The following is a 14,925-nucleotide window of genomic DNA, read 5'->3' on the forward strand; positions in this document are numbered from 1 at the left end:
GTGTCGATATTGTTTAACGTATTAGAACGCCCAGTGCATCTGGACGCCGCCAGAGATGCCCCGACGCTGGCCCGTCATACCCATCAGCTGGATGCCGTACGTTGCACGGCCGTTCTGCGGGGCAAAGCGATAGCCCAGCTCAAGGATGCCCGTGCCGCCCGTAAGGCTCGGGCTTGGCGTATTGTAGCCCTGATAGGATGCCGCAAAATCATCGCCGAACTCGTACTCATAGGCAAGCCCTGTGTAGAACGATGCGTCGCCCTTCTTCGAGGTGTAGCGCGTACCGAAGCGGATGCGATGCGAATTCGCCGCATCGAAGTCGTAGACAGCACCGTTGCTGAGACGCACCGTATCCCCACCCTGATGAGCAAAGAAATACTTCGCGTATGTATCAATCGTATTGCCGTTCTTCAGCTGCTTCTCCTGCCCGACACCAAGATGTCCGGCGTAGTAGGTGCTGCTGCTGTCGTACGTCCGATGCGTATCTGCAATTGTCCCTGCATAGTCGCTCTTTACGCGGCCGACGCGAACACTGCCCTCAACGTATGCACCGTTTTGGCTCTGCGACTTCGCCATAACGCCCACGCCGAGATAGTCCATGTCGCCGCTGCCGTGCAGACCGTCGTCCAGATAGGAGTCGTACGAGCCCTTTCCGTACTCGACGAACGGGCCATACGTAAGCGTATTGCGTCCCGACACGCGCTGCTTTGCAAAGCCGAGATTGAGACCCCAGCCCTTTGCATCGACATGCGAGCCGGAATTGAGGCGCATGGACGAGACGTTCTGCACCGCCCACATACCGTACTCCTTCGGTGTTCCGTCGACACGGGCGCGTCCTGCCTGCGACTCAGAGGCAGGCGTTGCCGCAGCCTCCATCGCCGCTGTCATCGCAGCGTCCGTCAGGAGATCGGATCCACTGTTGATGAACGCCATTGATGCCGCACGCGTCTCGACGAGAGACTTAGTCTGCGGGTCAAGTGCAGCCTCGGTGACCTTTGCAATCAGCTTGTTGTTCACCGCAGCAGTTCCGCCTGTCGTTGTCGGAACTGCCACAGCATCTGCCGCCGGCACAGTAACGAGCTCGAATTTATACCTCAGAGCATCCTGATGCCCCTCTGCCGGTGCTTTGATCAGATGATCCGGCGTAAGCTCCACCGGTGTATTCGCATTGTATGCTGTCATCAGGCTGATATTATCACCGCTGTGCAGTACTGCGCGACGTGCATCAAGCTCCACACCGACCTTGATATTGCTGAGATCCTTCTTGCCATTTGCATCGACATTCGTCACGTTGGTAAGTTTCAGCATGGTCGGTGCATTGACATCATTCAGCGGATCATTCTTAACATCCTCCGGCAGGTAGAAGTTGAGGTTCTGTACCCCTGCAAAATCGCCAGCCTTGGAGTCGTATCCATGGACTGCGAGCGTATTATTCTTGCCGCTGACAACATCATGTCCTGCTGCATCCTGTGCCATGCCGCCGTAGATCGTACCGCAGATGACTGCCTTATAGAGGTTAATGGTATTGCTGTCCGTCGCAGCCGTCATGTTCGACGCATCCGCTGCAGCATAGGCACCGTAGACATCGCCTTTGATTTCTGCCTTATCTCCAATTGTAACAGTGTTGTTGCGCACTGCGGAAATTTCAGGAACCGCAGAGATCCCGACACCTGCTGGTACTTCCGGCGTTCCCGCCGTCGTTGCATAACCACCGTAGACAGTGCCCTTGACCGTGCCCGAAAGAATAGTGACATCGTTGTCTGTCGCCGTGGCACCATAGCCGCCAACCATTTTGTCAACGATAATTGTCGCATCCCGCTCTGTAGGCGTCGCTGCATTCATCACGACAGGCGAGTTGACATAGACTGTATTCTCATGGGCATCGCCCGTACCGTCCGTGCGCCCGCCATAGACACTTCCAAGATAGTTGACCGCTGCGCCGCTGGTACCATGAGGATACGATCCGCCGACCGTGCCGCCTGTGATAATCACATGGTTATCGACGACATCCGATGTCGGAGGGGTTGTCCCGGTAGGCAGATTTGTCGAATCAATGTAGCCGCCCATGAGGTCTTTGAGGGTTGCGCCCTGCGAGAAACGTACTGTATTGCCAGATACAATGCCGGCATTTGCGCCTTTTGCATAGCCGCCATAAACAGAGTACAGCTCGCCTGACGCCACATGATTGGGCAGTTCATCCACATCGACATTAACAATATTGTTCACTGAACCGCCATGAGCACCCGCCGTATAGCCGCCGAATCCTTTGAGATCATGCGTACCATGGGCAACGCCTGTGATGTTCAGTATATTGCTCTCGGTTATCGTGCCGACAGTGATGTCATGCCCGTCCTTGTCCTTCTCCGTATGATCGTAGCCGGAGTAGCCGCCGTATACCTCAGCAGGCGCTGGTGCTGCTGTACCGTCATGGGTCACCTCATCGTCGCGGAAACGGTTCAGTTCAAGCAGCACCTTATTTACCGACCGATCCGTCGAGCCTGCAGCAACGGGTGCGCCATCTGCCGTCATCTTTTTCTCGTAGACGCGGTCGATCTCCGCGAGCCCCGCCGTATCTGCATAGTTTGCGAAGGCGAGATCGTTGGGATAGGAGATCGTTGTTCCTGTGCCCGGCACGGCTTCCTGCATCAGTGTGAAGGTATTTCTGCCGTGGATGCCCCCTCCACGCCGATCGGTCAGCTTGGAGGTATTTGCCTTGACTTTCGTCCAGTCAACCTTCACAGGAGGATTCGATGCTACCGAGACTGTACCAAATCCGCCCGCCTCGGTGAGCGTGAGCATCGTATCTTTGTTCTCGAAATTGTCGCCGAGGATAAAGGTATACGAATCGAAATTGCGAACCTTCTTCGCGGATACACCTGTCGTCGTGACGGTCAACTCGTTGCCTTTGATCTGGTCGCTGGCGCTGTCAAAGGTCAGCTCCGGTGTTCCTGTAACTCCCGACGTCACGTCACGGTAGTCCGTCCCGTAGATGGACGCGCCTGCAACGTTCATGTCCAACGCGCTGGTCGGCTCCTCCGCGCCAAGCATTACATTATTTCCGTTCGAGAGCGTATGCGTCGCCGTGGGCGTCGTATCGTACACGGCACGTGCGCCTGCAATCTCGCCCGTCACCTTACCGCCGCGCACCTGAACTTTGTTCTTCGTCGCCGCAGCATCCACCTTGTCCACAGCACCGCCGTAGACATTCGTCACCGTACCACCTGCAACATATACCGCATTTCCCTGCACGTTGCCCGCACCCACCGTGTAGCCGCCGTAGACATTCGTCACCTGCCCACCGCTGACGGCTACGCGATTTCCTCGATGTTCCTCAGAGCTGCCAACCGCACCCGCATTATTGGCATTCGTGATCGCGCCGCCATAGGCATTCGTCAGTGTCCGTGTTACAGGTGTGGGTGATGTATGATCATCCGTCCCCGTAATGTCAAGCATATTGCCGAACAAAGAACCTGCAAGACCCGCGACCTCGCCGCCATAGGCAGCCCCCAGTCCCGCCGACGGGAGATGAGTGACCTCCAGTATGTTCTTCGTCACATCATGACCGTATTCGGAGTAGCCGCCGCGCACGGCATTGTCTGCATCCGGCGCAGACCCCGCATAGACCGCATCTGCATTCTGGATGCGGTTCAGCGTCGCCTCGACACGAGCAACCGAAACAGACCCGCCTGCCGTCGCCACAGCAGTAGCATTATCTGTCGCGAGTTTGTACTCAAAGTCGCCGCTCTGACCCGTGCGGGTCAGCGCCTCAGCCTTGCTATTATGAATAGAAAGATGACGATTGTTGCCCGAGGTCTTGATGAGCGTTACCGTGCCGCTTTTTCCATAGTGCGTACTGCTGTCATCTGTATTCTTTACGTCATTCCACTTCGCTGCATCGAGCTGAATGTCACTCCACTGCACATTCGCCCCATTGCCGAACCCGTTCGCATCTGCAACCGTCAGCATGGTGGCGTTTTCGCCCACGCCCTTATTCAGGTTGAACTTATACTTCTCGAAGTTGCGTACCTTATCGACGGCGACATTCTGTGCGTTGACGGTGAGCGTATTTTCCTTGATGCGCTCGTCAACCTCACTTCCTGCAATCACACCAGCCGTATCGTAACGAGAGCCCCAGATTTCAGTGTGATCCAGCTGTGCCGTATACGCACCCTCCGCCGAGCCGAGGATGATCTTATTCGCATTCGATTTTGTAGAGGTCGTTCCCGTTTCGCCGCCGACAATCCTGCTGCCCGCTCCAAAGGTACCGCCCGTGACGGTGACGGTATTATCGTTGACCGTCGAGCCATTCTTGCCGATACCACCGTTGACGGTCGTCAGATTGCCACCCGAAATGGTAACTTCGTTGCCGGTGACAGTGGCATTATCGCCGCCCGCACCACCATTGACCTGACCCTCAATCTCGCCGTTTGAGATCGATACGATGTTATGATTGACACTGGAATACGTACCGCCGATACCGCCGGTCACATTACCTTGAACCTTACCACCCGTGACAGTAACAATATTGCGCTGTGCACCATGTGTGCCCGCAGTACCGGTTGAGGTGCTCTCTGCGCCGATCAGCTCATTGACCACGCCGCCATGAAACTTGATGCTGTTACCTTCGACTGTCCCTGCCGCATGTGCGCCGTAGACACGACCATAGTCCGCATCGACGGCCTTGATGCTTTCGATGATAATATCGTTCCCGCGTGCGTCATTCGCGATACCACCGACGACGTCCTTGCCAATGACAGGATGCTCCATCGGTGCGGTATGATTTGCCGGATCACCGCCTACCGCACCGATAGTGAGTTTATTGCCGTTGGTTGCCCCCATAGAGACGCCGTCCGCATACGGCGTTGTCGTATCCGCCGGAATGGTACTCGCATACGCCGTCGATGCGTCGAGCGTGAGCCCGCTTCCTGCGGAGAGACCGAGCGCTACATAGAGCGCCAGTCTCTGCCGATCCTTCAATCCTGTCATCACAGTTCCTCCTCATAAAGCACTTCGACCGACATAGTAAACACACGTTCTGTTACTTTCGTCTAGGTCGGACTAAGTCCACTCCCTTAACATTGAATTATACACCGAATATTTTTATGTAGCAAGGCTTTTCCTAACGCTCATCTCGTTGTTGTGTATCTATTCTTAATCTTCGTCACTATGTTCGCAATAGTATTCTTTAGGAATCGCTGATAAAATGAAGTCCGTCAGATTGGCGTAGATTTTTCGTCCGATTGAGGAGGCAAGCCGGACGCATAGCCAAAGCTATGTGGAGGATTTGCCGACAAAAAGCGGGCAAAAAAGATGCGCTAAGATGGCGGTGCTGAATTTATCAGTGCTTCCTTTACCTATCGACAACGACAGCGTAGGTGATTATAATGAAAAAGAATCATGGGCTCAGAAAGAGAGGTTCGCTATGGAGTTCAACGAAAAAATACACGTCGGTGCAACGCATGAGGTACACGGTGCGGTCACAGAGGAGAATACAGCGGCGACGGTCGGGAGCGGCTCGCTCGCGGTCTATGCAACGCCCGCAATGGCGGCGCTGATGGAGCGTGCGGCGGCGGAGCTGTGTGCGGCGGGATGCCCCGAGGGGTGGACGACGGTCGGCACCGAGATCGCGATCCAGCACAAGGCAGCGACCCCCGTGGGGCTTGACGTGCGCGCTGTCGCCGAGGTGACGGCAGTGGACGGACGCGCCGTCACGCTGAAGGTCACGGCGTACGACACACGCGAGGAGATCGGCGCAGGAACGCACACGCGCTTTGCCGTTGCCGTCCAGAAGTTTATGGCAAAGGCAGAGGGGAAGAAATAACAGAAAAATCTCCGCTTTGACCGTTGGCCAAAGCGGAGATTTTTCTGCCGTTGTTGTAATACTGTTTACCCAATACCGTAGCGACGCAAGAGTCGATGCGCCTCCTCCTCTGTGATCTGTCGATCTGCATAGCACTGATGTACCCCCGCCTCAAACGCATCAAGATAGGGATAAAAGTAGGCATCATTTCCACTGTCATAGTATTCCTGCAAGACTTCTACGTCACGAAGCAGATAGCGGGGCAGATGTTCCGGCAAAGAAATCGTGTTGTCAATGTACATGCCCACCTTCCCCCTTCGTGATCTGTTCATATACAGGAACGAGTGATTCATGCAGGCGCAGCGAGAGAATACGATGCAGGAAATTTCTCTGCACAGACGTAAGTACCGGCACCTCGTCGATCAATGCATGGATCGCTGCATCGTGCATCTGCATCTTCGGCACGAGCAGAGCAACAGCACGCGCACAGTCCTCGTTGCGCATCTCGGCAATATATTGGAATGGATTGATTCTCTTCCCATTCTGTTCAAAGATATTGACGACACCACGATATGCCTGCGCACGCATTTTTGACGCATCGTCCAAAATCGACTGAATCCGTGCTTCATCCCATTTGTTGTTCAGACAGGCACCATTATCGTAGACAGGCGCTAATTCGATCCGTCCATCATATCGGGAGATCACGCCCCAGTTTCCATTGTTGCGATCCATGTTCCCGATGTAAGCATCGACAACAAACATCTGCCAGAAGCGCTCTTTGACGCCCGATATCCTGCGAAGCAGAGGATGCTCATCAATGACCCGCAGGATGTCACACAGCTCGACACCGCTCCCACTCGTCTCACTGCCGCTGATTTCCCCTCCCGGCGATTCAAATGTTGTTTTTATTTCGCGAAATTCAAAGAGACGATCCCCCTGACCAAGAAAATCCCGACACGCAACGACAGGTTTTCCTCGACGCATTCCGAGCAAAGTTTCATGTACAGGGAGATCAAAAAGCTCGTAGATGTGCGACCCCAAATACTCAGAAATCGGCGATGTCGAATAGCTCATCGCAACGTTGTTAAAGTGACGTTCTTTGAGGTTCTGCGGATATTTCAGGATATAGTTTGCACCATGATAGCAAATTCCAATTTTTGCTCCGGAAAGCCCGCCGTACATGCGATCATTCTGTTCATAACCATCAAAGTTTATGCACTCCATTCGTGACACCCCCCATTCTTTTTCACATCTCCTGCCCGTAGATGGCGCGAATCTCGTCCGTGTAGCGCCCCTCTGCGTCGCGGACGATGAGTGCCGGCTCGTGGCGCAGTCCTGCGGGCGATGCACCGCGCACTGCCTCCATGAGGAGGAGGTTCGGCGGGCGGTCGGCGCGCGGCTGTACCATGCGCAGACGCTTCATGGCAAGCCCTGCCGCATGAAGCGCGGGGATGATCTCGCCGAGCCGCTCGGGGAGGTGTACCATCGCCAGTCTGCCGCCATGGCGCAGGGCAAACGCCGCCGCACGGATGACGTCGGCGAGCGTCGCCGTGAGCTCATGCCGTGCCGCCGCACGCGCGCCCATGCTGAGTGCGCCGCGCCCAACGGGGCGGTAGGGAGGATTCGCAAAGACGATATCGTATACCGCACACGAAAAAAGTGCGGCAGGGTCGCGATAGTCGCCCTCCCGCACGGTGATTTTCTCCGTGAGTCCGTTTAGTTCCGCATTGCGTGCGGCGAGCTCCGCCTGTACGGGGTCGATCTCGACCGCCGTCACTGCCGCTGCATGGTCGGCGATGAGGAGTGGGATGATGCCCGTTCCCGTGCCGAGGTCGAGTACGCGCTCGCGCCCCGTGAGTGTCGGAAAGTGTGCGAGAAGGACAGCGTCCATGGAGAAGCAGAACAGATCCGTGCGCTGGATGATGCGCCGTCCGCCTGTACAGAGATCGTCCAGCCGTTCCTGCGGATGGCGCAGATCACTCATCCGAGACACTATTCGGACGGGGTGGACGCTGCTGTGGGCGGGAACGACGTCCGCTCTGCGTCCGCCGCTTTCCGCCCTCGCCCTTCGCCGATGGACGCGGCGGGCGGTCACTGCGCTCTCCGCGTTCGCCGCGCTCACGGCGGCGATTTGCCGGACGCTGCCTGCGCTCTCCGCGCTCACGCGGCGGGCGCTCTGCGCGCGCGGCGGGCATGGGACGCATCGAGCCCTCGTCATCCTCCTCCACGCGGACGATGTCCTCCCATGCGGAGACGAGTGTCTTGCCGTCGTCGAGGAGGATGGTCGCCGTCCGTCGCTGCTCATGCACCGAGACGACACGTCCCTCACCATCGTCGGCGACGACGCGGTCGTTCTGCGCGGGGACATACTCTTCTTTCTTTTTCATGCACATACAGCCGCCGCAGCCGTAGCCCTCGCTCTCGTATTTCAGGCAGCACATGAGCCGTCCGCAGATCCCCGAGATCTTCGTCGGGTTGAGGGAGAGGTTCTGTTCCTTCGCCATGCGGATGGAGACGGGCACGAAGTCGTCGAGGAATGTGGCACAGCAGAGCGGTCGCCCGCAGCAGCCCATGCCGCCCATCATCTTCGCCTCGTCGCGCACGCCGATCTGGCGCAGCTCGATGCGCGTGCGGAAGACGCTCGCCAGTTCGCGCACGAGCTGACGGAAGTCCACACGTCCGTCCGCCGTGAAGTAAAAGAGCATCTTCGAGAGGTCAAAGGTCAGCTCGACGCTCACGAGTTTCATCTTGAGCCCGAGCTGCCGAATCTTCTCCTCACAGACCGTGCGCGCCTCGATCTCGCGAGCGCGGTTCTCCTCGACGCGGGCGCGATCGGAGGCATCGGCAAGGCGATGTACGACGCGCAGATGCGGCGGGACTGCCTCATCGGGGACATCGTGGGGCGCGACGACGACTTTGCCGCACTCCATGCCGCGCGTGGTCTCCACGATGACGTAGTCGCCCTCGGCGAGCGAGAGCCGTCCCTGTCCAAATGTATAGATTTTGCCCGCCGACTTGAAGCGGACACCAACAACCGTTTGCAAGTGTTCCTCCTAGGTATAAGGAGTGCCCCCACCACCGCTCCGCGGTCCCCCTCCCCCGCTCTGCATGGGAGGCTAAGGGCACACTATTTCAGACTGATGCGAAAACTTCCCTTCACTTTACCATCTCCCACACTGCGGGAGACCAGAGTGGCAGTATTCTCCACCCATGAAGTGCATCTCTTCATCTCAATCCTGCGCCGCCTGCCGTGCACGCAGAAAGAACGCCTCCGCCTGCAAGGCAGGGTTCACATTCGCACCGAGGCGGCGCAGGAGCGTTCCCGCCTCCTCCATGAGCGCGAGGACACGCGACCGCGGCATCGCAGAGAGGAGTGACGTCAGGTCGGCGCGGCGGTCTCCGTGGTACAGCTCCGCGCCCGCGTCCTCACGCAGGACGAGCAGGTCGCGCAGCGCCATCTGCAGATAGCCGAGCCATGCACTGCGCTCCTCATAGGGACGCGCACCGAGCTCCTCCGCGCGCGTCCACAGCTCCTCGACGCGCAGTGCGCTGAGCGAGGTGAGAAAGGCGAGCGCATCGTCGCGCAGGGAAAGCCCCTCCGCCGCGAGCCGCTCGGCACGCCCGATGCTGCCGTCCGCGAGGGCGGCGATGGTCTCTGCATCCTCTATGCCGCGCCCCTGCAGCTCCGCTGCGATCTCCGCACGCGGCACGGTGCCGAAGGCAATACGCACCGCACGGGAGCGAATGGTCGGCAGGACGGCATCCCACGCGCTCGTCACGAGCAGAAAGAGCACCGTCGCGGGCGGCTCCTCAAGGGTCTTGAGCAGGCGGTTCGCCGCGACCTCATTCATGCAGTGCACATCGTCGATGAGGATGATGCGGCGATCCGCACTCCGCGGCGACTCACTCGCCGCGATGAGGATGTCGCGCACCGCGTCGGCACGGATCATGGCCGCACTCTTGCCGCGCGACTCAGGGCTCACCTCGAAGTAGTCGGGATGCACGCCCGCCGCCATCGTACGGCAGGAATCACAGTGCCCGCAGGGCGCATCTCCCCCTGCCGTGCAGAGCAGTGTCCGCGCAAGCACATGTGCCGTCCGGCGCTTGCCGACACCCTCCGTCCCCGTAAGCATCAGGGCGTGCGGCAGGCGTCCGTTCACCGCGAGATGACGCAGGCGGGCGATGACCGCCGCATGACCGCGGATGTCCGACCAATCGCGGGGGAACGGCTCACGCTCCTCAGCGGCGGCGGGGATTTCCTTTGCCTTTGCCATCACATATAGAGATCGACGAGCAGCCCGCGTATGGCATCGTGGCTCGCGATGATGCTCAGCTGATCCGCCTGACCAAGGCGTATCTTCTCCGCCATCTCCTCGAGCTTCTTGTCGATTTTGCGCACGGAGGTATAGACCTTCTGCCGACCGAGGCGATCCCAGCCCGCCTGCGTATGCAGCTCGTACATCCCATCGACGGCCTCGCCGATAAAGCTCTGTATGAGCGCACGATAGGAGCGCAGCTCCTCATAGGTCGGCGACTTCGAGAGCCGTGCTCCCTGCTCGTCGATCTTTTCGAGCAGCCGATCCATCGCCTCGCGTGACATGGAGGACTTTTGATCCGCCAGCTCCGTACCGAAATCCGCCGCTGCGCCGCGCACGCCCACATCACTTGCCGCACGCGGCATCGTCATGGACGTACTCTGCGAAATCGTGCTGTCTATCTTCATTGCCATGGCACTCACCCATTCCCTTTGTCATGGTGCGCGCGTCCCCCATCCACGGAGTTACGACCGCATTCCCATTCCCCTACCAAATGGGGACAAACTTCCATAGTTATTATAGCTTGAACCCGCATCAAAGTCAAAGCATGAAAAGCACCTTAAGGAATCGCTGATAAAATGAAGTCTGCCAGATTGGCGTAGATTTTTTGTCCGATTGAGGCAGCAAACCGGACGCATAGCGGGGGCTATGTGGAGGATTTGCTAACGAAAAACGGGCGAAAAAGATACGTCAAGATGGTTGTGCCGAATTTATCAGCGCTTCCTTAAGGAAGTGCAATCCGCTGTCGATATGATAATGGAATGAACGACAGAAAGGACAGACACCATGACACTCGAAGGAGAAAAGCTCACGGCACTGTTAAAGCATGACGCTTCCATCCATATCATTGACCCCGAAACTGACATCGACTACTACGGATCACTCGAACTCAACGAGGAGGAGCAGGCAGCCGGCGCACCTGAGGGGGCGCTCAGCGTACGTCTCAACATCCCCGTCGGAAAGTTCGTCAACACACCTGAGGCGGGGTATCTCTTCCCATGCCACCTCACGGGTCCGGGCTGCGTCTATCACTTCACCGTTGCCTATCGTTCGGCATCGCAGCTGCCTGACACCATCTGGTACCTCGATCTCCCCGAGAGTGCCGAGCGCATCCAGCTGCGCGACTTCGTCCGCGTCCCCATCCCGATGAGTATCGAGGTAAAGCTGGCAGGCGACCACGGCAGTCTCAAGAACTTCCGTGAGATGCACCTCATCGATATCAGCGGGGGCGGGCTCTGCTTCGTCCACGAGGAGGAACTGCTCGAAAACGCGCCCGTCGTCGTGCGCGTGCCCGACCTGCCACATATCGGCACACTCGAGACGGAGGGCGCTATCCGCCGCTCCACGCCCATCGAGACGAACCTCGGCATAACGTACCACATCGGCGTCGAGTTCACCACACTGACGCCGCGCGAGCGCGAGCATCTTGTCCAGAGCATCTACCAGCTGCAGCAGAGCTACCTGCGCAAAGGGCTAAAAGTACCGCAGATCGATCATACCAAACGGGGCTGAGCAGCATAAGAAAAGAGCTGTAACAAGAAGGAAATCCTTCGCGTTACAGCTCTTTTTCATTGTCCTCGGATGCGGCGATGCGCGCCGCATCTGCCGCGCTCACGACCACCGCAGCTTCATGAGTTCCGGGTAGACCTCCTCGATCACTTGGAGTCCGACGCCGACCATCGACATGAAGCTCTCCACCTGGAAAGCGCCGACGTGCAGATCGAGAGGCAGATCGATGTCCACCACGACATCCTGATCGTCGTCCACCACGAACTTCACATAGCGGTACTCGCTGTTCCACTCGTTGAGTTTTTCGTGAAAGACCGTCGGCTCCGCCTTCTCGCCGAGCCGCACTAGGTCAAAATACTTGATCTTGATGAAGTCGTTCGTATCGCCGTTTTCCGTTACCACGATGGCAATGCTCACGACGCTGCCATTATCCAGTTTTTGCCGCATGCGCAGGATATGATCCTCACCATCTTCGGAGGTATCCTCGCCGTAGCTCAGCTCCTGCTTGTCAAATTCTGTCTTAATCGCCTCGTATGCACTATTTCTGAGCCCTTCTTCGCTTCCGCTGAAGCCGTCAAAAAGTCCCATACAGATAATCCTCCGTTCAATGTGCGTATCATTCCGACGCCTGTGCGTGCGGGCGGTGCCCCCGTTCGCACAGTCCCATCAGACTTTCATGAACCTGCTCCACGACGCGCATCCCGATCGCCATCATTGCAATGACGGCATCCGGTTTGAACTCACCGTTGTGGAGATCGAGCGGCAGGTCGATATCGACGACCACATCCCGATCGCCGTCGAGGCAGAACTTCACAAAGCGGTACTCGGCGTTCCATTCATTGAGCTTCGCGAGCAGCTCCGCGCGGTTCCCGTTTTCCTCGAGATAGGCGATGTCATAAATCTTGATCTTGATGAATCCGTCCGCGTGATTGTACTCGCGCACGGCAATGACGACGGTGACGGGCTCGTCATTCTCGAGCTCATTGCGCATATAGAAGTAGGCTTCCTTGCGCGTCTCGTCACTCTCCTCATTCTCCTCATAACTCCATTCACGGCGATCGAGCTCGGCCTTGATGGCACTGCGAATGCCCATGTCGACCGGCTCACCGCCTTTAAATCCATCAAAGAGTCCCATTGTCCCCTCCATATTCACCCTCTGCTGAGGGCATCGTCCCCATATACGTAGAAATCGCGGTAAGATGTGCAGCAAACGATGCTGAGATCACCCGTAATTCCCAATGATGCCGGAGCAATAAAGCCAATATGCATTCGCATATCGATCGCCGCGGTACCGCGTACATCGAAGTGACACGGCTGTGCGTCCATGTCCCCCAAACACTCCAGATCTGCGATGAGAACTTGACGTTTTTGCGTGATTTCCTCCCCTTTTGCCACTACTGCATCGGCACGGCGGAACGATGCCCCCCGCATCTGTTCCGCGTCGTGCGTCTCCAAAATAAATCGCTATGCCGGCACTGCAGCAGTCCGGGGACGAGATGTGCACACCCCCATGTGCACTGCTCATCCCTGCACTGCCGCAGTGCGCTCCGCCGCGAGAAACAGAGCTCCGGCCGACACGTGTTCTGTGCTATGCCCCCTCTGCCACGCCCGCGCGCAGCTCGCTCAGCCCCCAGGCGAAGAATGCGTCCATCCCGACAAAGGCAAAGGCATTGTCCGTCACCGCCTCGCCGAACTCCTCCATCGTACCGATGGCGAAGGAGCCGGCATAGCGTCCCGGCGCACGCTTCGGCAGATCGCCGCGCACGCCGCGCTCGAAGAATTCCTCCGTATCGAGGTTAACGGCGGCGAGCTCCTTCAGGAAGTTGCGCGCCATCTTCATCTTGCCGAGGCGATAGAAGAGCATCGCGAGCGGCAGGTACATCATCGCCACGCCCTCCTCGTAGCGCTGATACAGTTCAATCGCTGCATCGCCCTCCTCCATTGCGGCGTAGATGAACATGAGCTGGTAGCGGCGCCCAAGGCCATCGTGTTCAGAAAGCCGCAGCATCTCTTTGCACTCCTTCGCTGCAAGACGAAGTTTACGTGCGGCGAGCAGAGCCTCCAAATAGGAAAGTCGGAGGAACATATAGGGCTTTGTTTGCGGCATTGACCAGAACTTGCCGATGTTCTCCTCAGCGAAGAGCCCCTCCTCCGTAAGACGCGCCGTTGCCTTGCGTGCCAGGTCTTCGTAGTGGTGAACGCGGTCATCGGCATTGCGGGCCAGATATTCCACGCGCATGCACGCCGCTGTGATGTTTTCCGGCTCGATGCGCAGAACACGCTTGATGATGCGGTAGCGCTCCTCGCCTGACGCCTTGCGTGCGCGTGCAATCAACTCATCCGCCGTAAGCGTGTTCATCTCACGCGGCAGGTTCGGATTTTCGCGCAGCCGCCGGCTGAGTTCCGAGACAATCTCGGTCATACGCTCGACGCTGATCTTACCGCCCTCCGCCTTCACCATGCGGTTCAGCTCATGCTGCATCCATTCCTTGTCTGTCATGCGCGTCACATCCTCCTCCTAGTAGGCTCATCCCTATTATACTTTGTTTTCAAAAAAAAAGCTAGAGACTCCCAAATAAAAAGAAGCGTCCCTCCTTGATATCAGTGGGACGCTCCATATTTTATCGTTTTATCTTGCTTTATGGATGCTTGGCGGTTTTTTTCTGTTCTTTCGCCGCCTTTGCCTGTTGTTCCGCCAGTATTTTGCGGTCAGCATCGCTCAGTATCCCCTTCGAGCGGTGGATGAGCTCCTCCTGATGGGCCGCAGCGTAGGAAATAATTGCATTAAAAAATTTTTTCTCCACGTCCTTGTCCGAGAGGGAGGCGAGGGTAAACTCCTTCGCGTTCTCCTCGCGCGAGATCGTCCCCCACGCGCTGTCCAGATCCTCATGCGCCGTCACGCGCACCGTGCCCGCGCGCAGGTCGATCAAAAGATACTCCGCCGCGCCCGAGAGGTCACCGTACCCCTCGAGCGGGAGCATCCGCCAGCGGCGCTTCGAGACAACATCTTGGATCTGGATATTATCGTAGACGCGCAGCGTCGGCACGAGGATCTTCGTGAGGTCGATGTAGCCGTGCGCATCGGCGGCGTACTGGATGTACTCCTTGTTGAAGTAGTAGCCCTGCCGCGCTGTGGACTGCACCCATTCGTAGATGTTTTTGGGAATCGCCTCTGCCGCATCGGCGGAGCGGACGCCCATGAACAGGACGGCACAGGCGGCCAGCACTGCGCCCCATCGTTTCTGCAAATCGATCGCTCCCATCGTATTGTTCTATCAACGAATACTATGGTAGTACCAA

Annotated in this window: 14 protein-coding genes and 1 pseudogene; 3 read left to right on the forward strand and 12 right to left on the reverse strand. The window is 57.6% G+C overall.

Annotation, left to right across the window (positions count from 1 at the left end):
• Positions 1–21: 21 nt before the first annotated feature.
• The gene (locus tag AXE86_RS03405) at positions 22–4,986 is read right to left on the reverse strand and encodes an autotransporter outer membrane beta-barrel domain-containing protein (protein ID WP_061944695.1); all 4,965 of its coding nucleotides are present in this window, start codon (positions 4,984–4,986) and stop codon (positions 22–24) included.
• Positions 4,987–5,227: 241 nt separating this feature from the next.
• On the opposite strand from AXE86_RS03405, the pseudogene AXE86_RS13075 reads away from it, so the two are divergent.
• A pseudogene (locus tag AXE86_RS13075) lies at positions 5,228–5,350 on the forward strand (secretion protein HlyD); the annotation flags it as partial.
• Between the two features lie 72 nt (positions 5,351–5,422).
• Entirely contained in the window at positions 5,423–5,821 is a 399-nt protein-coding gene (locus tag AXE86_RS03410) for a thioesterase family protein (RefSeq protein WP_061944698.1), read from the forward strand.
• Between the two features lie 65 nt (positions 5,822–5,886).
• On the opposite strand, the gene AXE86_RS03415 is transcribed toward AXE86_RS03410, so the two are convergent.
• The 6 genes from AXE86_RS03415 to AXE86_RS03440 all read right to left on the reverse strand — a co-directional run bounded on the left by AXE86_RS03415 (position 5,887) and on the right by AXE86_RS03440 (position 10,529).
• Positions 5,887–6,102, reverse strand: coding sequence for a hypothetical protein (locus AXE86_RS03415; RefSeq protein WP_061944701.1), 216 nt, complete (start codon positions 6,100–6,102; stop codon positions 5,887–5,889).
• The gene (locus tag AXE86_RS03420) at positions 6,092–7,024 is read right to left on the reverse strand and encodes a CtkA family protein (RefSeq protein WP_061944704.1); all 933 of its coding nucleotides are present in this window, start codon (positions 7,022–7,024) and stop codon (positions 6,092–6,094) included. Before AXE86_RS03420 ends, AXE86_RS03415 begins: the two co-directional genes overlap by 11 nt.
• 22 nt (positions 7,025–7,046) lie before the next feature.
• Entirely contained in the window at positions 7,047–7,784 is a 738-nt protein-coding gene (locus AXE86_RS03425; RefSeq protein WP_061944707.1) for a tRNA1(Val) (adenine(37)-N6)-methyltransferase, read from the reverse strand.
• On the reverse strand, positions 7,777–8,844 hold the full coding sequence (locus AXE86_RS03430; RefSeq protein ID WP_061944710.1) for a PSP1 domain-containing protein: 1,068 nt from the start codon (positions 8,842–8,844) through the stop codon (positions 7,777–7,779). Before AXE86_RS03430 ends, AXE86_RS03425 begins: the two co-directional genes overlap by 8 nt.
• 186 nt (positions 8,845–9,030) lie before the next feature.
• Entirely contained in the window at positions 9,031–10,074 is a 1,044-nt protein-coding gene (holB, locus tag AXE86_RS03435) for a DNA polymerase III subunit delta' (protein ID WP_061944713.1), read from the reverse strand.
• A complete protein-coding gene (locus AXE86_RS03440) occupies positions 10,074–10,529 on the reverse strand; it encodes a YaaR family protein (RefSeq protein ID WP_009753047.1) in 456 nt (151 codons plus the stop codon). The genes holB and AXE86_RS03440 overlap by 1 nt, the downstream gene beginning before the upstream one ends.
• 373 nt (positions 10,530–10,902) lie before the next feature.
• On the opposite strand from AXE86_RS03440, the gene AXE86_RS03445 reads away from it, so the two are divergent.
• On the forward strand, positions 10,903–11,628 hold the full coding sequence (locus tag AXE86_RS03445; RefSeq protein WP_061944716.1) for a flagellar brake protein: 726 nt from the start codon (positions 10,903–10,905) through the stop codon (positions 11,626–11,628).
• Between the two features lie 99 nt (positions 11,629–11,727).
• Here AXE86_RS03445 and AXE86_RS03450 read toward each other — a convergent pair whose 3' ends face one another.
• From AXE86_RS03450 to AXE86_RS03470, 5 genes are all read right to left on the reverse strand, one after another.
• Complete coding sequence (locus AXE86_RS03450) at positions 11,728–12,213, reverse strand: YbjN domain-containing protein (protein WP_009753049.1); 486 nt, start codon at positions 12,211–12,213, stop codon at positions 11,728–11,730.
• A gap of 28 nt (positions 12,214–12,241) precedes the next feature.
• On the reverse strand, positions 12,242–12,760 hold the full coding sequence (locus AXE86_RS03455; protein ID WP_039981101.1) for a YbjN domain-containing protein: 519 nt from the start codon (positions 12,758–12,760) through the stop codon (positions 12,242–12,244).
• Between the two features lie 14 nt (positions 12,761–12,774).
• Positions 12,775–13,080, reverse strand: a complete 306-nt coding sequence (locus AXE86_RS12855) for a hypothetical protein (RefSeq protein WP_198145284.1) — start codon at positions 13,078–13,080, stop codon at positions 12,775–12,777.
• A gap of 133 nt (positions 13,081–13,213) precedes the next feature.
• Entirely contained in the window at positions 13,214–14,125 is a 912-nt protein-coding gene (locus AXE86_RS03465) for a hypothetical protein (RefSeq protein ID WP_061946925.1), read from the reverse strand.
• A 139-nt stretch (positions 14,126–14,264) separates the two neighbouring features.
• Positions 14,265–14,873 (reverse strand): hypothetical protein, encoded by a 609-nt coding sequence (locus tag AXE86_RS03470; protein WP_061944722.1) that lies wholly within the window; start codon positions 14,871–14,873, stop codon positions 14,265–14,267.
• Between the last annotated feature and the right edge of the window lie 52 nt (positions 14,874–14,925).

Source organism: Selenomonas sp. oral taxon 136 (assembly GCF_001554015.1).
GTDB classification, from domain to species: domain Bacteria; phylum Bacillota; class Negativicutes; order Selenomonadales; family Selenomonadaceae; genus Centipeda; species Centipeda felix.

Bases quoted from the DNA above. Each gene is read 5' to 3' on its own strand.
- AXE86_RS03410 (WP_061944698.1), top strand. From the start codon at position 5,423: ATGGAGTTCAACGAAAAAATACACGTCGGTGCAACGCATGAGGTACAC.
- holB (WP_061944713.1), bottom strand. From the start codon at position 10,074: ATGGCAAAGGCAAAGGAAATCCCCGCCGCCGCTGAGGAGCGTGAGCCG.
- AXE86_RS03425 (WP_061944707.1), bottom strand. From the start codon at position 7,784: ATGAGTGATCTGCGCCATCCGCAGGAACGGCTGGACGATCTCTGTACA.
- AXE86_RS03405 (WP_061944695.1), bottom strand. From the start codon at position 4,986: ATGACAGGATTGAAGGATCGGCAGAGACTGGCGCTCTATGTAGCGCTC.
- AXE86_RS03445 (WP_061944716.1), top strand. From the start codon at position 10,903: ATGACACTCGAAGGAGAAAAGCTCACGGCACTGTTAAAGCATGACGCT.
- AXE86_RS03420 (WP_061944704.1), bottom strand. From the start codon at position 7,024: ATGGAGTGCATAAACTTTGATGGTTATGAACAGAATGATCGCATGTAC.
- AXE86_RS03455 (WP_039981101.1), bottom strand. From the start codon at position 12,760: ATGGGACTCTTTGATGGATTTAAAGGCGGTGAGCCGGTCGACATGGGC.
- AXE86_RS03415 (WP_061944701.1), bottom strand. From the start codon at position 6,102: ATGTACATTGACAACACGATTTCTTTGCCGGAACATCTGCCCCGCTAT.
- AXE86_RS03465 (WP_061946925.1), bottom strand. From the start codon at position 14,125: ATGACAGACAAGGAATGGATGCAGCATGAGCTGAACCGCATGGTGAAG.
- AXE86_RS03450 (WP_009753049.1), bottom strand. From the start codon at position 12,213: ATGGGACTTTTTGACGGCTTCAGCGGAAGCGAAGAAGGGCTCAGAAAT.
- AXE86_RS03440 (WP_009753047.1), bottom strand. From the start codon at position 10,529: ATGGCAATGAAGATAGACAGCACGATTTCGCAGAGTACGTCCATGACG.